Annotated in this window: 17 protein-coding genes; 13 read left to right on the top strand and 4 right to left on the bottom strand. The window is 32.2% G+C overall.

The annotated features are described in order from the left end of the window. Positions 1–45 precede the first annotated feature (45 nt). On the top strand, positions 46–3,117 hold the full coding sequence (locus CWO92_RS04045) for a glycosyltransferase (protein ID WP_101352917.1): 3,072 nt from the start codon (positions 46–48) through the stop codon (positions 3,115–3,117). A gap of 178 nt (positions 3,118–3,295) precedes the next feature. Here the strand turns inward: CWO92_RS04045 and CWO92_RS04040 are convergent, their stop codons facing one another. The 3 genes from CWO92_RS04040 to CWO92_RS04030 all read right to left on the bottom strand — a co-directional run bounded on the left by CWO92_RS04040 (position 3,296) and on the right by CWO92_RS04030 (position 6,072). Next, positions 3,296–4,384 (bottom strand): DegT/DnrJ/EryC1/StrS family aminotransferase, encoded by a 1,089-nt coding sequence (locus tag CWO92_RS04040; protein ID WP_101352916.1) that lies wholly within the window; start codon positions 4,382–4,384, stop codon positions 3,296–3,298. Continuing rightward, positions 4,381–4,953 carry an acyltransferase gene (locus CWO92_RS04035; protein ID WP_101352915.1) on the bottom strand — a complete coding sequence of 191 codons (573 nt, stop codon included), beginning with the start codon at positions 4,951–4,953 and terminating at the stop codon, positions 4,381–4,383. Before CWO92_RS04035 ends, CWO92_RS04040 begins: the two co-directional genes overlap by 4 nt. A 120-nt stretch (positions 4,954–5,073) precedes the next feature. Then, a complete protein-coding gene (locus tag CWO92_RS04030) occupies positions 5,074–6,072 on the bottom strand; it encodes a Gfo/Idh/MocA family protein (protein ID WP_101352914.1) in 999 nt (332 codons plus the stop codon). Between the two features lie 318 nt (positions 6,073–6,390). Between CWO92_RS04030 and ispD the strand changes: the two genes are divergently transcribed. The 12 genes from ispD (at position 6,391) to CWO92_RS03970 (ending at position 17,649) form a co-directional block, all read left to right on the top strand. Continuing rightward, positions 6,391–7,737, top strand: a complete 1,347-nt coding sequence (ispD, locus tag CWO92_RS04025) for a 2-C-methyl-D-erythritol 4-phosphate cytidylyltransferase (protein WP_101352913.1) — start codon at positions 6,391–6,393, stop codon at positions 7,735–7,737. 38 nt (positions 7,738–7,775) lie between these two features. After that, on the top strand, positions 7,776–8,081 hold the full coding sequence (locus tag CWO92_RS04020; RefSeq protein ID WP_101352912.1) for a DUF6270 domain-containing protein: 306 nt from the start codon (positions 7,776–7,778) through the stop codon (positions 8,079–8,081). Between the two features lie 20 nt (positions 8,082–8,101). After that, positions 8,102–8,536: a DUF6270 domain-containing protein gene (locus CWO92_RS26485; RefSeq protein WP_101352911.1), complete on the top strand. Its 435-nt coding sequence runs from the start codon at positions 8,102–8,104 to the stop codon at positions 8,534–8,536. 115 nt (positions 8,537–8,651) lie between these two features. Continuing rightward, positions 8,652–9,713: a glycosyltransferase family 2 protein gene (locus CWO92_RS04010; protein ID WP_101352910.1), complete on the top strand. Its 1,062-nt coding sequence runs from the start codon at positions 8,652–8,654 to the stop codon at positions 9,711–9,713. A 293-nt stretch (positions 9,714–10,006) separates the two neighbouring features. Beyond that, complete coding sequence (gene flaG / locus CWO92_RS04005; RefSeq protein WP_101352909.1) at positions 10,007–10,372, top strand: flagellar protein FlaG; 366 nt, start codon at positions 10,007–10,009, stop codon at positions 10,370–10,372. Positions 10,373–10,387: 15 nt separating this feature from the next. After that, complete coding sequence (gene fliD / locus CWO92_RS04000; protein ID WP_165786599.1) at positions 10,388–12,433, top strand: flagellar filament capping protein FliD; 2,046 nt, start codon at positions 10,388–10,390, stop codon at positions 12,431–12,433. Positions 12,434–12,458: 25 nt separating this feature from the next. Further along, positions 12,459–12,863, top strand: coding sequence for a flagellar export chaperone FliS (fliS, locus tag CWO92_RS03995; RefSeq protein ID WP_101352908.1), 405 nt, complete (start codon positions 12,459–12,461; stop codon positions 12,861–12,863). Next, complete coding sequence (gene fliT / locus CWO92_RS03990) at positions 12,863–13,210, top strand: flagellar protein FliT (protein ID WP_101352907.1); 348 nt, start codon at positions 12,863–12,865, stop codon at positions 13,208–13,210. Before fliS ends, fliT begins: the two co-directional genes overlap by 1 nt. A gap of 255 nt (positions 13,211–13,465) precedes the next feature. Continuing rightward, on the top strand, positions 13,466–15,517 hold the full coding sequence (locus tag CWO92_RS03985; protein WP_165786598.1) for an EAL domain-containing protein: 2,052 nt from the start codon (positions 13,466–13,468) through the stop codon (positions 15,515–15,517). A 119-nt stretch (positions 15,518–15,636) separates the two neighbouring features. Next, positions 15,637–15,909 (top strand): late competence development ComFB family protein, encoded by a 273-nt coding sequence (locus CWO92_RS03980; protein ID WP_101352905.1) that lies wholly within the window; start codon positions 15,637–15,639, stop codon positions 15,907–15,909. Between the two features lie 293 nt (positions 15,910–16,202). Then, positions 16,203–16,517, top strand: a complete 315-nt coding sequence (locus CWO92_RS03975; RefSeq protein WP_158176435.1) for a hypothetical protein — start codon at positions 16,203–16,205, stop codon at positions 16,515–16,517. A gap of 130 nt (positions 16,518–16,647) precedes the next feature. Beyond that, positions 16,648–17,649 (top strand): phosphotransferase enzyme family protein, encoded by a 1,002-nt coding sequence (locus CWO92_RS03970; RefSeq protein WP_101352903.1) that lies wholly within the window; start codon positions 16,648–16,650, stop codon positions 17,647–17,649. A 59-nt stretch (positions 17,650–17,708) separates the two neighbouring features. Here CWO92_RS03970 and ymaG read toward each other — a convergent pair whose 3' ends face one another. Further along, positions 17,709–17,972, bottom strand: coding sequence for an inner spore coat protein YmaG (ymaG, locus tag CWO92_RS03965; protein ID WP_101352902.1), 264 nt, complete (start codon positions 17,970–17,972; stop codon positions 17,709–17,711). Positions 17,973–18,028: the final 56 nt, after the last annotated feature.

The following is an 18,028-nucleotide window of genomic DNA, read 5'->3' as shown; positions in this document are numbered from 1 at the left end:
ACGATATTTTGTTGAGTTCAATATAAAATTAATGAGGGATAATATATGAAACCTTTTGTTTCTTTATGTATGATTGTTAAAAATGAAGAAAAAGTGTTAGAGCGTTGCTTAAGCTCTGTTAAAGATGTTATAGATGAGATAATTGTGGTTGATACTGGATCTACAGATAAAACTAAAGAAATCGCAGCAAAGTATGTTAATCATGTGTATCATTATGACTGGAATGACAGTTTTGCGGATGCTCGTAACTTTGCACAGTCAAAAGCTACTGGTGAATGGATACTTGTAATGGACGCGGATGAGTATGTTGATTCAAGTAATTTAGAATCGGCCATTCAGGAATTGAAAAGTTTTGAAATAGAAACATTCGATGCATGTGAAGTAAAAGTATTTAATTTTACTGGTAATTATGGAGAAACAATTGTTCAAAATCATAGTGTAAGGATTTTTAGGAATCTTCCAACTATTGGTTATAGTCGATCTGTTCATGAGCAAGTAACAAGAACAGATGGCGAACTAAGAATAAAAAGTTTGGGACTTATCCTCTACCATTCTGGTTACCTAAATAATGTGGTTGGAACAAAGAAAAAAAATGAGCGAAATACAAAGTTAATTGAAAAGCAAATGAGTATAACTGGTCAGAGTGGATTTGACTATTTTAATTTAGGAAATGAATTGCTTTCCCAAGGATTAACGGAAAAAGCGTTAGAATCATATATTAAAGCCTATCAAAAAAAGCCAGACTTTCGATTTAGCTGGGTCTCCTTTTGCTTAATTCAAATTATTAATTGCTTATATGTATTAAAACGTTATCAGGACGCGTTAAATGTCATAGCAGATGCCGAGAATATTTATTTAGAATCTCCTGATTTTAAATGTTTTAAAGCAATTATATATGTTGCTCAGAATCGTTCGGATGATGCAATCATTGAATTGGAATCTTTATTAGACCATACGGATCAATACCAACAAATTGTAACAAGTGTAGATTTTAAGGAATACCGTCCGCATCAAATGCTGGGTAGCATATATAAAGATAAGGGCAACTATGAAAAGGCTGTTTTTCATTTAGTAAAAGCATTAAATCTTAATCAATATTGTTACAGATCCTTATTGAATTTAATGGAAATACTGTTGGAAACCTCTACTGTAGAAGAAGTCTCCGAATTTTTACATCAAAATGGGTTCATTAAGAGCAGTAATGATGTAATAAAATTTATTCGGGTTTTTACTATTCTTGCAGAAACAGAAATCGCCAGAAAATATTTAAAAGAACTTGATCAGGCTTCTGATTTGAGAAAATCTTACGAGATTAAAATAGATCTAATAGAGGGGCATGCCGAAAGTTTAACGTATTTCTTTGAAAAAGAAACTTTTGAAGACCTAAGAGCTATGATAGAAAACGGCGTTATCGATATATATGATCTATTATTAGCCGATATTGCCTATTTAAAAGATAAAAGAATACCAGTCCTTCTATCTAATTTAACAAATGAGGAAAATATCAAAGAATTAATTAATTATGTAGTTTTCGATAATGTTCCAACAAATACGGACATGATAAAAGATGATTTTCTAGCCCTACTAGAGAAAACATTACAGATGAAAAAATATGATCTATTTGAAATGATTGTATCTAAAGCTGATGCATTTAAAAATATTGATCTTTCTATTGGTCACTTATTATTTCGCTTTGATTATCAAAATAAAGCAAAGGAATATTATGAAAAAGTTGATCCGCATCTTTATGATGATAAAACATTTATAAATTTAGTGAAATATTATAAGGAGCAGGGTGATTTCAAACTTGCTTCAGAATGGTTAATTGTTGCTATTAGTTTTGGAAAAACGGATTATCGATTATTTGAAAATGCATTAGAAATGCACTTAGAAGGTAACGAGACTTATTTATGGGATATTGATCAAATATTAACAATAGGGATTCAGCTATATCCAGGAAGTCCAAAGTTATTATACCTTTCTAATAAAATTCATCAGGGTAACAATTCTCAAACTTCTTCGGAATATATAGTTGGATTTTTCTTGGAAACTACTCAACATTATTTTGTGTATGAATCAATTATTGATGAATTAGTAAAGCAAGGGGTTAATTGTCATCTTGTTCTTAACGATAAATATGGGGATACACCAGAAACACAAAATATGTTTAATGACTTATTATCGTTTATTGGGAATATAGATCGTAATGATATAGAAGCTTATACGATTACTGCCATTAAAGATTCCCAGTTTCAGTATGATTGTATGGTGAGCTGTTATTATTCAGCATGGTTAAATGATGTAGCAAAAGTTCATGTAAGAACTCCTTATGGTTTATTGGCAAAAGAGTACTGGAATTACTCCTGGTGGAATGTATTTTACGATAAAATTCTCTGCTATAGTGAATATGATGCCTCGCGTCTAACCATCAAGGATAATTGTGCAGTTGTTGGAGTACCAAAATTTGATAAATGGTTTAGAAAAGAAATTGATAATATGGATCAAGTTAAGCAAAAATTTCAACTAGACGAATCAAAAGAGACAATTATGTATGCTCCAACATATGGTCATCTAAGTTCAATCGATGATTGGTTAGACGAAATAAAATTACTAGAAGAATATTATAATGTCATTATAAAGCTTCATCCTGGTACAGCACACAGAGAGAGTGAGACGAGTAGAAGAAATAAAATCATGAATAACTTTAATAATGTTACAGGTGATCCGAGGGATTTAATTCCTTTATTAGAAATAGTAGATTATGTTATCACTGATACGAGTAGCATGATTTTTGAAGCGATGATAACTCAGCAAAATATACTGTTATTAAATCCGGTAAATAATCCTCCGATTGAAGAGAATACCGGTGAGCACTTTTTAAGAAGTAATGTTATAAACTTAAATATTGGTGAAAATATTCATGAATATTTAATGAACAAGGCCTTATTTGAGGAGCAAGGGAAAAGAATCGCAAAAGAACTACAGTCGGTGTATAACTTGACGGATGGTCATTCAGGAAGTAGAGCAGCACAGGAAATTATTACATTATTGGAAAATCGTAGCACAGAGCCAAACAAGTTTCTCTTGAGTTTACGTCAACGGATTTTTGAAAAATAAATTTGAAAAAGAATGCAACTCGCTTAAAAAGGGTTGCATTCTTTTTTTATAAACCATTGTTAAATTTGTTTATTACTACAATACAATCTTTACAGGAATGTATAAAAATATCAACAACATAAAAAAAGTGATACCCATTGGATACCACTTTTCCATTGAACAATGATGTAATTATATTTTAAATGGATTTCAATACCTCTATAATCGTATGAATATCCGTTTCACTTAAGCTTGGATGAACAGGAATAGAAAGAACCTGGGAGGATAATCTTTCAGCATTCGGTAAGCTGATGCCATTATAACCTAGTTCTTTGTATAAAGGCTGTAAGTGTATTGGTGTTGGGTAATGTACCCCATAACCGATTCCATTCTTTTCAAGCTTGTTTATAACATCGTTTCTCAATTTATTTTTAATTTTGATTGTATATTGATGATAGACATGCTTGTAACCACTGGGGACATATGGTATATCTAACCACTCAATATCTTTAAGTCCTTTATCTAATAGCTTTGCATTTTTAATTCTTTGTGAGGTAAAATGATTAATCTGCCGCAGCTGTCCGAGCCCTATTGCGGCACTAATATTAGTCATTCTATAATTATATCCCAATATAGTATGCACATATCTTTCAGATGAACCATGATTAATAAGTAATTTACCTCTATTGTAAATTTCTTCATCTTTTGTAACAATCATACCACCCTCGCTGGTGGTCATATTTTTAGTAGGGTAAAAACTAAATACCCCAACATCTCCAAAGGTCCCTACTTTTTTGCCATTGATTTCAGCTCCATGTGCTTGAGCACAATCTTCTATTACTTTAAGGTTCAACTCGTTTGCAACCTTCATAATTTCATCCATGTTAGCAGGGAGACCATATAGATGAACAACCAGTATCGCTTTAATATTATTGTTCTCTTTGACCAATTTCCTTATATGCTCCGTACTCATGTTACAAGTATTGGGATCAATATCTGCAAAAACAGGCTTATGGCCACTATATAATATAGAATTACTGCTTGCTATGAACGTGAAAGGAGTAGTAATAATTTGGGAGTTTTCAGGTAGTTCCAGTGCTTCAATTGCAGCGTGCAGACCGGTTGTGCCGGATGATGTAGCAATTGCATAAGGAATTTCAATATAATTGGCAAAATCATCTTCAAACTTCTTAACATATTCACCTGATGCCAAGTTACCACTTTTAAGTACCTCATTAACAAGATCTATTTCGGCATTTGATATTATCGGTTTAGCAATGGGAATCATTTTGTCCCCTCCTGATTTTTTTCGATAGTTATGTCTTTCTTACATGAGGGACATGTAAATAAGCATCCATTAATGTTTAATAGTTTTGTACCACATTGACAAACATAACCAATTAATTTGGCAGGATTTCCAGCCACAAGTCCGAAGTCTGGGACATCTTTTGTTACTACAGAACCCGCGGCTACCATAGCATACATTCCAATTTCATTGCCGCACACAATTGTCGCATTAGCACCAATTGATGCGCCTTCTTTAACAACAGTTTCAGTTATTTTCCAATTTTCATTTGTCGCTCTTGGAAATAGGTCATTTGTAAATACCATATGCGGGCCTAAAAATACTTTATTATGAATGGTAACCCCTTTATAAACAGAGACACCGTTTTGAATTTTACAATGGTCACCTATATGGACTCCTTCATCAATATAGACATCTTTTGAAAGAATACAGTTACTTCCTATAATTGCATTTTCTCTAATTTGAACATTATTCCATATCTTTGTTGCCTTACCAACCTTTGAGTTTGAACTAACCTCTGCAGTTGGATGGCAAAAGTATTCACTAGACATTTTCAGCCTCCATTATGAAGATATTCGTGAAACTATTGATTTGATTGATAAATTTTATCATACATACGAATTTTTAATTAAATATATTTTTACTCTATCCTCATTTAATATGTTGCTAGTTTAGATAGAAACAGGGGTTTTTAAGTTAATATTAATATTCTCCCTAATTTTTTCACAAACTTCTAACGCCTTTAATCCGTCATATGCGCTTACTACAGGGGATTTATTTAATCTCACACAATTAATAAAACTTTTAATCTCATTGAGTAATGGTTCCTCATTTGGGACAAAAACACGGCTTACAACACTTTCTTGCTTGTATGTCGCAGTACTATCCACACTTTCATGCATGTTTGTCCATTGATATATGCTTATTTTTTTATCAATGTAATCTAAATCAATATAAGAATCATCAGTCGTTAAACACAGCTTTCTAATTTTTTCTTGTGTCACTCTGCTAGCTGTTAGATTAGCTATTATACCGTTGTCAAATTGAATCGATGCAACTGCGTAGTCTATTAAATTGTTATGGGAAAAGACCGACTTTCCAAAAGCATTTATTGAAGATATGTCATTAATGCTTTTGTTAAAGAAACTAAGAACAATATCGATATCATGAATCATTAAATCTTGAACCACATCGACATCCGTAATTCTGCCATTGTAGGGACTTAATCTTTTTATGTCTATTCCTATGGTTTTTTGACTATTTTGTAATTTATTTAATTCAACGATAGCTGGGTTAAACCTTTCAATATGTCCTACTTGAACAATTAATTGCTTGGAATCTGAAAGGGACATAATATTAATTGCTTCACTTATTGAAGATGCAATTGGCTTCTCTATCAAAATATGAGTATTTAATTCTAAAGCCCTTTTAGCGATTTCATGATGATAAATCGTTGGAACTGCAATGGAAACAGCGTCACATTCATTTAATAATTCATCCAATTGATCAAAAAATTTTATATTAAATTGTGTTGCTATTGCATTTCCTATAGTCTTATTATTGTCAAAAATCCCAATTAACTTAACTTCATGGCTTAAACTATCGTATATACGAACATGATGCCTTCCCATTGCACCAGTCCCAATTACACCGACTTTTAATTTATTCAATATAAACTTCCTTTCTGAATCCTCTTAAAAGTTTTATTAATAAAATAATATTTTTGATGTTTTATATATACTCTTTATCGGTTTAATTTCGGTTTTTTTTATAAAATTTTATGTATCGAGAAAGTAATAATTATATTGTAAATATAATACCAACTCTCTTGTAATTTTTTACGATTTTAATGACTTAATAAATTATATGAATATTGCTTTTTAAGAACAATTACTTAAACTTCTTAATAAATAGTCGATAGTATAGGGGACGGGATTTTTAGTTTAATTGGTTATGTATATTAAGTGACGTTTAGGTGGCGAAAGTAGATGAAAAATCATGTAATTATTTTAGCTTCAGGTAATGGAGAGAGATTGGGAAACCATATACCTAAACAATTTATTAAAATTTCAGGGAAGACAATCATTGAGCATACGATAGAAGTTTTTGAAAATAATATTAATATTGATGAAATAACGATAGTGGTGAATCCTAACTATAAAACCGTAATGGAGGATATTTTACTAAAAAATCATTATAAGAAGGTTAAAAGGTTACTTAATGGGGGGAAGACAAGAAAGGAAAGTTCTTTCATTGGATTATCGGGAATGAATGACTCCGATAAAGTCTTAATTCACGATGCTGTAAGGCCATTTGTAAGTGAAAGAATTATAAATGACTGCTTTAAAGCTTTAGAAAGATATAATGCAGTTGATGTTGCAATTACAACTGCAGATACAATTATAAAAATTAATGAAGATGAATTAATTGAAGATATTCCAGACCGAAATACATTAAGAAGGGGACAAACACCACAAGCATTTAGAGTAGGAATTATAAAGAAAGCCCATATCATGTCTCAATCAGACGACTTTAATAGTGTTACAGATGACTGCGGGTTAGTAGTAAAATATAATTTAGCGGATGTATTTGTGGTAAACGGAGAGACCAAAAATATCAAGATTACATATAAAGAAGATTTATATTTAGCGGATAGGCTTTTTCAATTAAATTCAAACAAATATTATGGCGATGCTCAACTAAACGGATTAGATAATAAAGTGATTGTCATATTCGGTGGAACTAAGGGAATAGGGGAATCTATTTATCTTGAAGCAAGAAAATATGGAGCTATAGTTTATACATTTTCTCGTGAAAATGGAGTAGATGTAACTAACTATGAGGTTTTAGTTGAAACACTAGAAAGAGTGTTTAGTAAAGAACAGAGGATTGATTATATAGTAAACACTGCTGGTACGTTGAAAATGGGAAAAATTGAATCGCGGGAAATACATGATATTGTTGATGAAATAAATATCAATTATTTAGGAGCCATTAATGTTGTAAAGGTTTCAATACCTTATCTTAGTTTAAGTCAGGGTGGAATCTTATTATTTACTTCAAGTTCCTATACTAGAGGAAGACCTTTGTACTCTATCTATTCTTCGACCAAATCAGCATTAGTTAATTTGGTGCAGGGACTTTCTGAAGAATTTGTACAACAAAATATTAGAATTAATGCAATTAATCCTGAAAGAACAAATACTCCTATGAGAAGGGAGAGTTTTGGATTTGAACCAATAGAAACATTATTAAATTCAGAAAAAGTTGCTCAGGTATCACTTCAAACCTTATTATCTGATTTATCAGGACAGGTAATTGATGTTAGAAAATAATGTTTTAATATGAATTTTATAGTAAGCGAGGCTTTTAAATGCAAAAAAAGATTGCGTGTTATGGTTCATGTATCACAAGGGATAATTTTAATTCAAAACTAAATCACAATTATAAAGAAAGATATCGATGTGTGGTTACATCAGAGCATTCATCGATTATCAGTGTCTTAAGTCCAGAAGTAAAATTTGATAGTGAAAAATTAGATTATACAGTAAGTAAATTTGCTTCTAGGAATAAAGAAATCGCAGAAGCAGATTTAAATAAAACGTTTTTAAGAGATCTTATAGAGAATCAGCCTGATTATTTAATAATGGATATTTTCCTGATATTTTTTTTGGGGTAGTTTTTTCAAATGATAATATTATGACTAATAATCATTGGTACCTTTGTAATACAACATATTATAAGGAACTTCCACAAAAATTTATTCTTAAAATAGAAAATGATACTTCCAATTACCTTAGTGTATGGATGCCAGCTATGGAAAACTTTATGAGGTTTATAAAAAACAATCTACCAAATTGCAATGTCATTATTAATAAAGCTAGGTTTGGAAATAGAGTACTTGAAAATAATACTGTGTCGTATTTGCAACCCTTATCGTTGTATAATGAGATTTGGGATAAAATTGACAATTATGTAATTAATAAATTTCATCTCAAATATATTCAATTAGATCATTCAAAATATTTTCTAACAAAAAATCATACATTAGGATGGAATTTGTTTCATCTGCATTATCATGATAATTATTACCATGATTTTATGGAACAACTAGATATTTTAATAGGGGATTAGAACTCATTTATCGTACTTGATATATGCATAAAGTTCTATTTATCTGTTTTTTTTGAATTGGAAGAATTTTGGGAAATGAGGATTCTTTCAATTTTATTTTTTGGGAGGACTATTAATGAGTACCGTAAGTCTAGTATTAATTGTGAAAAATGAAGAGAAAAAAATTAAAAGATGTATTGAGAGCGCTAAAGAAAGTGTTGATGAGGTAGTAGTAGTAGATACCGGTTCTTCTGATAATACGAAAAAAATTGCAATATCCATGGGAGTTAGTATGTTTGATTACAAATGGAATAATAGCTTTGCTGATGCCAGAAATTATGCTATTTCTAAAGCTACTAGCGACTGGGTTTTTATTTTGGATGCTGATGAATACTTTAGACAAAATTATCGTCAAGAAATTCAAAATCATATCAATAATGGGCAAGCTATTGGTAGAGTAAAAGTTGTAAACACATACGAGCAGGATGGAATTATGCATGAAGCCGTTGTATATAGCCTAAGACTATTTCCGAAAGGAACGAGGTATGAAGGCAGAATTCATGAACAGGTTGTATCAGATTTACCAAGGAAATTAACTAAAATAGAAGTTTTACATGATGGATACTATAAAGTAGATAAAAGTAGTAGAAATATTCCATTGTTACAGGAAGAAATTAAATCAAATCCTAATGATCCCTATTATTTATATCAATTAGGAAAAGCATATCAAAGTAAAGAAAATTATTTGGAAGCAAATAAATATTATCAAAAAAGTTATATGTTGATTAACAGGACGGAGCCTTATGCTCCAAGTTTAATTGTTCAATATATTCATTGCTTATCAAAATCCAGTCAATTTGTAAAAGGGCTCAAAATTATTGAAAAAGAAGAACGGTTCTTATCTTCCTATCCAGATTTCTTTTTTACTAAGGGAATCTTACTAATGAATTATTTTTCTAGTAAACCGAACTCGAATCTAAATGATTTAGAATTGATTGAAAGTTGTTTTCTGCAATGTTTAAAAATAGGTGAAACCAACACTTTAGAAGGTACAGTTGGTATGGGAAGTTTTTTACCAGCCTATAATCTAGGGTTATTATACGAATTATGCGGTTTAAAAGAAAAAGCGGATTATTATTATCAGCAATCAGCAGCACATGGTTTTAAACCGGCTGAAAAACGTTTTTTAAGAAGATAGAATCCTTATATTAGCATAAATAAATTTGTTGATAATCTGTTATTTTAGATTTCAACCAATTTAAGATAAAAATACGCGATTTTTGATTTGAATCAAAAATTGCGTATTTTTTTAACCGTGTTTTCAAGGTTTTTGAACCTCATAAAATATTTGAGTAGTCTTATCGAATAATGACCAACACATAATAAATATCTTATTAATTACATAAAGAGATTCAGGAAAGAAAACTAAACAATTTATATTAACCTTCCGATACTATTAGTAGAAGTTATTAAGGAGAGGAAGAGTTCAAAATGATTGACCGAATTGCTGGAGGACAGATAATCCATACGACAAATTCATCAAATTCGGTTCAAGGTGATACTAACATTGTAAAAGCAGCTGAACCTATATTTTTACAAGAGGAAAAGAGAGAACAATTACAAGAGAATTACCCAAAAGAAAAGCTTCAAAAAGTAATTGAGAGTATGAACCAATTTGTTCAAGCTTCGAACAAACATTTGAAATTTGAATTGCATGATCAATTAAACGAATATTACGTTAAGATTGTTGATGATAAAACACAAGAAGTAATAAAAGAAATTCCTTCGAAAAAGATGCTAGATATTTTTGCGGAAATGGAAAAGCATTTAGGATTATTAGTAGATAAAAAGATTTAAAGGGAGTGACACCTCATGGTACAAAGAATTTTCGGACTTGCAAGTGGAATGGATATTGATTCAATGGTAAAACAGCTGATGACAGCTGAAAAAATTCCATTGGATAAAATGAAACAGCAAAAGCAAGTGCTAGAATGGCAACGTGATGATTATCGTACGATAAATTCTGCCTTTTTAGACTTCCAAACTGCACTATCAAATATGAAATATACAACCCAATATCGTGTTCGAAACGTAACATCATCCAATGATAATTATGTAACAGCTACTGGTTCAAGTGTAGCTTCATTGTCCTCATCAACCATTCAAAGTGTTAGCCAATTAGCAACAGCTGCTACTAAAAAAAATAATGGTACTATTTCTGCTAGTCCATCTAATAAGATTGATGCTACGAAAAGCTTGGAGTCGCAAAATTTTGCTGGCGGTTCAATTACTTGGAAAACAGGGTCTGTAGAGACACAATCTATAACTGCTCAAGGTACTAATACAGCGAAGTTAGACTTAAAAGGCGAGACTCTAAATTTAGATCCAAACTATATGAATATTGAAGTGAATGGAAAAAACTATAAGGTTATTACTTCTGGTACGGCAGCTGATAATGAGGTACTTGTTGATAGTGATGGAAATCTAACATTTAATAGCAATGTGCCTGCTGGCAGCATTATTAAAGTGGATTATACTACTCAAGAAAACATTACACAGCAAACAGTAAATAAAGATGCTACCGAAATACAATTGAATCTTGGAAAATACACATTATCTTCTGTTAAAGTGAACGGAACAGACTACACTTTAGATGGTGATACGTTAAAAGATGCAAGTGGTAATATATTAGGAACCTATGATAGTGCTACTGGTAAAATTACTAATTTAAATACCACATTTACAGAAGATACAACAATTGAAGTTCACTCCACACAAAACTATTCTGCTTTTAATCTAAAGACGTATGGAGCGAATAACCAAGTAAATACTAAAACTTTTTTATTTACAGGTTCTGATAGTTTGAATACTGTGATGAATCAGGTAAATAATTCTAAAGTTGGAGTAACGATGTTTTATGATTCTTTTTCAGATAAAGTGACGTTGACTAGAACGGAAACAGGGGATTTCAATTCAAGTGGTAGTGAAATCATTACAGATGATAGTGATTTCTTAAAAACTATTTTACAATTTGACGATAGTTCTCAAGAAATAGGTGGTACAAATGCTAAATTTACTATCAATGGTCTTGAGACGGAAAGAAACTCCAATACTTTTACAATTAATGGTGTTACTTATACACTCAAGCAGACGTTCAATGTAACAGATCCTAATACTGGGGAAGTGACAAATCCATCGGCGCCCGTGACATTATCTGTAAGTAACGATACTGATAAAGTTTTTAATAATATTAAGGATTTGGTTGATAAATATAATACTTTAATTGATACTGTCAATAAAAAGTTGACAGAGGAAAGAGATCGAGATTATCCTCCATTAACTGATGATCAGAGGGAACAGCTATCCGATACACAACAGGAGCAATGGGATGCAAAAGCGAAAAGTGGTTTATTAAGAGGAGATACGATTTTATCCAGTGCACTTACTCAAATGCGTACATTAATATATCAGCCTGTTCAGAATCCAAATATTTCTTCCAGTTATAATCAATTAGCAACAATAGGTATAACCACTACGGCTAATTTTATGGACGGTGGAAAATTACAAATTAATGAGGATAAGCTCAAAGCTGCTATTGAGGCAGATCCAACTTCGGTAGAAAATTTATTCCGAGGCACAGGGGATACTGTATCGTCAAAAGGAATCGTGCAAAGACTGTATGATAATGTTACCTCTGTTATGAACCAACTTAAAGAAAAGGCTGGTAATAGTTATTCTACCAATAATCAATTTGTGATTGGACGCAGTTTAAATGATCTGAACAACCAGATTAAATCTTTCAATGACCGTTTAACACAGATAGAGAATCGTTATTATAGCCAATTCACGGCAATGGAGCAGGCCATCCAACAATCGAATACTCAAGCAAGCTATATACAGCAAATGTTTGCTAGTTAACAGTAATTGAAAGGAGAGACTACCGATGGCAGTATATAACCCATACCAGGCATACCAAAATAATTCTGTAACAACTGCTGCACCTGGTGAGTTAACCTTAATGTTATATAATGGATGTTTAAAATTTATTAATCTTGCAAAAGCATCGATTGAACAAAAGAACATTCAAGAAAAAAATATAAACATTCAAAAGGCACAAAATATCATCCATGAACTTATGGTTACGTTGAAGATGGAATATGATATTTCTAAAAAAATGATGTCACTTTATGATTACATCAATCGTCGTTTAATAGAATCAAATATAAAAAATGATTCCTCTATTTTAAACGAAGTGGAAGAACTTATTACAGAATTCCGCGACACTTGGAAAGAGGTTATCCAACTAAACCGTCAGCAACAATATAATGGAAAAGGTGGACAAGCATAATGAATGCGGTCGAAGCCTGTTTTGTTCTTACAGATGAGTTAATTACGACATTAAAACAAGTCACTTCGGAACACCGTGATAAGGCAATGGAAAAAATGCAAGAATTGCTTAATAAAAGAGAACAGTTATTGCCTTTAATAAAGCCACCTTTTACCGAGAAGGAAGTGTTAGTGGGAAAACAGCTTATTGAGCAACAAAAAGAGCTTGATAAACTACTACTTAGAATAAAACAAGATATCAAAGAGGATATTAATGGATTATCGAAGAAAAAAACATCCATGAAAAGATATATTAACCCATATGAAAATATGCAAACAGACGGTTTCTTTTACGATAAGCGAAAATAAGTGAATAAAAGTAAAATGAAAAAGTAGCAGCATGTATTTTTCTATTGAAATTTAGTACTTCTCCACACGTAATTTTGGAGGAATCGAATTAAAAAGAAAAGGGTTATTCGAGAGTCCCTTAATCCGGCTTGAGCAACTTGGAAAGAATTGATCAAAGGGAAGTTGAATCCGCCTATAAAACTGATTACCTGGTATCAGGTGATTTTCTCAACACTTACAGAATGCCATACTACTTTTATGCTTGGAGAAATAACCATGACTACAAAAGTTACTAACCGTTTAAAGGAAATAAATAACTTATTCTTTATCGCTTTATTGAATGAGGAAGGAAATATCCTGTCCATTGATACCCCATTTCAATCAGGTGATTTTACCAAATTAGTTGGTCAGCCATTTAGCTCGCTTGTTTCAAGTGAATATAAAGAGCATGTAGATTTAGCTATTGAAAAGGTTTATAGGACTTTAGAATCTCATACCTATACGATTCATTTTCCTGACCAATCGCTTTGGAAAATCGTGAAGTTACCGATCCTAATCAAGGGGGAATATCATGGAATACATGTGGTATGTACCTGCCTTGGGGTGGGGGATGTCGAGTCAAGTCGGTCTATTGACGTTAAACAAGCATTATCAAAAGTAGAAGGTACGTACACTAGTTTGTTAGAAAAGGCATTCTTAGGAGTTTATGTAATTCAAGAGAAACAGTTGGTGTATGTGAATGAATGGGTTACCAATATTCTAGGAGTGACAGAGGACGATTTACTTGGGACTAATTTTCTTAAGTTTATTCGGGAGGATGAACGAAAGCGATTATTCATTCAATTTCAACTTCTAGAAGAGGGAAAAGTACCACTCTTTCAGGAAGAATTCCAAATAAGAGACGCTAGTGGTGAAGTGAAGTACCTGGAATTCCAAGCAATGAAAACTACTATTAATGGGTTGAGGGCTGTCCTTGGAATAATTTTAGATATGACAGAAAAACGAAAAATGAAGGCAGAATTAGAAGCCCTAGCGTATCATGATCCATTAACTAAGCTTCCTAATATGAATTTTGTTCAATATCATCTTTCTCAACGTTTCCGCGAGGTGAAAAATCAAAGCAGCTCTACTTGTTTGATGTTCTTTGATCTCGATAGGTTTAAATTAATCAATGATTCTTACGGTCACCATGTTGGGGATCAGGTCCTATTAGTGACAACAAGAAGATTAAAAGATGCGATAAAAGAGGTTGGGACCGTTATTCGTGCGGGTGCAGATGAATTCATTCTTTATCTGCCCCGTTTAACCCATAGTCAAGCCGAAGCATTAGCCCAACAATTATTAACACGCTTTACGGAACCTTTACAGCTTGAAGAACATGAAATAAGGACAGCAGTAAGTATTGGTATTGCCGTGTCGGAAAAGGGTGAGTCTTTGGAGGAGCTAATAAAAAATGCAAGCGCTGCCCTTCATTTTGCAAAGGAATTCGGCAGAAATCAATTTCGCTTTTATACTTCTGCCTTCAGTGAAATTTCTAATCGCAGGATGCAGTTGGAACAAAGATTAAGAATAGCCTTTGAACAAAATCAATTAGAAATCTTTTATCAACCAAAATTAGATTTATATACAAAGCAGATAACCGGTATGGAGGCTTTAGCTAGATGGAATGACCCTGTGCTTGGCAGTGTTTCACCAGCAGAATTTATTCCTATTGCAGAGGAAACAGGTTTAATTGTTCCAATTGGTAAATGGGTGTTGGAAACAGCCTGCAGACAAAATAAAGAATGGCAGCAAAAAGGGTATTCACCAATGCAAGTGTGTGTGAATATATCTGGAAAACAATTTTTGCAAAATGATTTTGTACCTATGATTGAGCGAATATTGGAAGAATGTCAATTATCCTCTGAGTATTTGAATCTAGAAATTACAGAGGGAATAGCCCTTTACAATATCGATGAAGCAATAGATAAATTAAAGATGTTAAAGAAGTTTTGGATTAGTATTTCTTTAGATGATTTTGGTACAGGTTATTCTTCTTTAAGGTATATTAAATCATTACCGATTGATTTTCTTAAGATTGATCGTTCGTTTATTCAAGGAATTCTAGCTAACCATATAGATGCGGAAATTATTCGTTCGATTATTTCACTATCTCATACACTAGGATTTAAAGTAGTAGCAGAAGGTGTTGAAGAGGAGAATCAGCTCAAAATATTAAAGGAAATGAGCTGTGATGAAATACAAGGATATTATTTTGCCAAACCAATGTCGAAGCATGAATTTGAAAAATTTCTAATCGAACATGGAGAACTATTGAATAATCATTAATTCGCTGAAGATCTCTAATTGGGAGATCTTTTCTTTTTGTAATATATATACAATTTTATACATTTACTTTATAATTACATTAATTGTAAAAGACTTTTTATGCAGCTGGAGGAATACATATGCCTATCTACAATGTAATGGAAGAAATCGTGAAAAATGTTCTAGATGAGAATATCGAACAGCTGCACTTATCATGCACCTGTAAAAGATGCAGAAATGATATATTAGCGATTTCTCTTAATAAATTGCCTCCACATTATATTGTAAATAAGGACAGCAGTCCTTATATTCGCGCAGCATATACAGCGGATCGGCAGGGTGCCACTAATATTCTGAGTACAGTCATACAAGCAGCTGAAATAGTAGCAAAAAATAAAAGATGCGGTAATTAAGTAAATGATTGAAACAAGAGTAGATTCTCTTGTTTTTTTATTTTTTGTCGAATTTTGTATTATTTTATTTAGTGAATTATTTATGAAAATTGTCGAAATATGTCCTGTATTAGAGTAATATACTAAAGTGTGTTAAAATAATTGAATTTTGCAAGGGACCTTATTAAAACAAAAAGACATAGTTAGATTTGTTTTTAAGGCCGTTTCAATTTACCCTAATTGAAATGGTTTTTTATTTTGCGAAAATTGTAATGGAATTGATAAATCATTTATTAAAAAAGGGCGTGGCCACCATGATTTTATTTGATCAGGAAATTAGCGATGATTTTCCCTCATTTTACTCAAAAGTTCGATTAAGCGACAACCAAATAAAATCCTTATTACAGAAGTATCTGGAGTTCGATACTGTAATTTCAATCAAGGTTACTATAGAGGAAACGATAAGGCTAACAGGAATGGAGGCCATTACGTTAATTATGTGTCAATTAAAGAGAAATAAAGTAATTGAATTAATCCATCATTTATATTTAATTGATAAAAGAAATTCAGACACCATTGAATATTTAAAGTTTATTATACTTGGAATTATTTTAAATCATAAATATTAATTTCATTAGTTCAATATCCTCTCATTGGGGATATTTTTTATGTAATGAATAAATTTCCAAGCAGGTCAAACTCTACCCCATGTCAAATATATATATTTTGGCAAGTATTTGGATATGGGAGGAAAGATTCATGGAACATTCAGTAGAAAAACAATTTACAACGGAAATCTTAAATAAAATATTAGCAACTTATCAATTAGATTCTAATGTGAAGAAGCTAGGAGATTTTGAGAATTATGCGTTTGAGGTATATCAAAATGGAGTGGCTAAAATTTTAAGGATCACCCATAGTTCGCATCGTTCACAAAAAGAGTTGGAATCGGAGCTCGATTGGATTCAATATTTACATAGTCATGGAATTAGCATTCCAGCAGTATTTATATCACCGAATGGAAAAACAGTGGAAGCATTTGAGGCAGAGGATTCCTTTTTTTATGCAAGTTTGTTTGAAAAAGCACCGGGTAAACCGGTTAAGGTAGAGGATTTTGATGAAAAGCTTTTCCGTATTTGGGGGAAAGTCACAGGTAAAATGCATCGTGTTACAAAGGAATATCGACCAGGGGCGAATATTCAGCCTCGTTCTCATTGGAATGGTAATGACTTATTGGAATTGGAGTACTATTATCCGAAAGAGGATAAAGAGGCTTTGGCTGCTGCACTTAAAGTGATACAAGAAATTGAAAAATTACCTATAACCCAAGAATCTTACGGGCTGCTTCACACAGATATCCACAGTGGAAATTTTTTCTATGATGGAGAAACCATTCACGTATTCGATTTTGATGATTCCTGCTATCATTATTTTGCAGTTGATATTGCAATTCCGTTGTATTATTCGACCATTAGCAAGCATTATTTTGGAACCAAATTGGAACGGAATGAATTTGCAAAAGAATTTTTAAAGGCTTTTTTGGAAGGGTATCGTGAGGAAAATGAACTTTCCCAAGAATGCTTAGAAACGATTCCGTTGTTTTTAAAGCAAAGGGATATTGAACTATATGCAGTTTTTAGTAAAAAGGTGCCGATGGAAGAAAGGAATGCAAGGCTCCAGCATTGGATTCAGGAAATCAAAGCTCGCATTGAAAGAAATGAAGCTGTGGTAGATCTTGATTTTGTTATTAATTTAAAATGATCTATCATTATAAATTATAAGAATAAAGAGGCTTAAAAAAAGCCTCTTTTACACAATTCTTACCAAAATACTCCTGGATATCCAAATCCATAACCAGGATAGCCCCAGCCACCATATAATCCAGGACCTAATAAGGCACCCGCAGCTAATCCTCCTGCAAGGCCGCCTAAGAATGGCGCTCCGAACCCAAAGCCGAATGGTCTTCCGAATCCCCAAGGTCTCCCCCAACCAAAGCCAGGTCTCCCCCAGCCAAACCCGGGTCTGCCCCAAATTCTTTCATCTTGTACTGGTACACCATATCCATGTTGAAAATCAGGATGCATTCTTTTTCCTCCTCAAAATTTATATTTTTATTAAACATTTTCACTAAAGGATATGT

The sequence above is a fragment of the Heyndrickxia camelliae genome, assembly GCF_002844575.1.
GTDB classification, from domain to species: domain Bacteria; phylum Bacillota; class Bacilli; order Bacillales; family Bacillaceae_C; genus Margalitia; species Margalitia camelliae.
Note: the sequence above shows the minus strand (reverse complement) of the source record. Positions and strands in the feature narration are given on the sequence as shown.

Bases quoted from the DNA above. Each gene is read 5' to 3' on its own strand.
- fliT (WP_101352907.1), top strand. From the start codon at position 12,863: ATGAATGCGGTCGAAGCCTGTTTTGTTCTTACAGATGAGTTAATTACG.
- CWO92_RS04045 (WP_101352917.1), top strand. From the start codon at position 46: ATGAAACCTTTTGTTTCTTTATGTATGATTGTTAAAAATGAAGAAAAA.
- CWO92_RS03980 (WP_101352905.1), top strand. From the start codon at position 15,637: ATGCCTATCTACAATGTAATGGAAGAAATCGTGAAAAATGTTCTAGAT.
- flaG (WP_101352909.1), top strand. From the start codon at position 10,007: ATGATTGACCGAATTGCTGGAGGACAGATAATCCATACGACAAATTCA.
- CWO92_RS04020 (WP_101352912.1), top strand. From the start codon at position 7,776: ATGCAAAAAAAGATTGCGTGTTATGGTTCATGTATCACAAGGGATAAT.
- ispD (WP_101352913.1), top strand. From the start codon at position 6,391: ATGAAAAATCATGTAATTATTTTAGCTTCAGGTAATGGAGAGAGATTG.
- ymaG (WP_101352902.1), bottom strand. From the start codon at position 17,972: ATGCATCCTGATTTTCAACATGGATATGGTGTACCAGTACAAGATGAA.
- CWO92_RS04035 (WP_101352915.1), bottom strand. From the start codon at position 4,953: ATGTCTAGTGAATACTTTTGCCATCCAACTGCAGAGGTTAGTTCAAAC.
- CWO92_RS04040 (WP_101352916.1), bottom strand. From the start codon at position 4,384: ATGATTCCCATTGCTAAACCGATAATATCAAATGCCGAAATAGATCTT.
- fliS (WP_101352908.1), top strand. From the start codon at position 12,459: ATGGCAGTATATAACCCATACCAGGCATACCAAAATAATTCTGTAACA.
- CWO92_RS03985 (WP_165786598.1), top strand. From the start codon at position 13,466: ATGACTACAAAAGTTACTAACCGTTTAAAGGAAATAAATAACTTATTC.
- CWO92_RS03970 (WP_101352903.1), top strand. From the start codon at position 16,648: ATGGAACATTCAGTAGAAAAACAATTTACAACGGAAATCTTAAATAAA.
- fliD (WP_165786599.1), top strand. From the start codon at position 10,388: ATGGTACAAAGAATTTTCGGACTTGCAAGTGGAATGGATATTGATTCA.
- CWO92_RS03975 (WP_158176435.1), top strand. From the start codon at position 16,203: ATGATTTTATTTGATCAGGAAATTAGCGATGATTTTCCCTCATTTTAC.
- CWO92_RS04010 (WP_101352910.1), top strand. From the start codon at position 8,652: ATGAGTACCGTAAGTCTAGTATTAATTGTGAAAAATGAAGAGAAAAAA.
- CWO92_RS26485 (WP_101352911.1), top strand. From the start codon at position 8,102: ATGACTAATAATCATTGGTACCTTTGTAATACAACATATTATAAGGAA.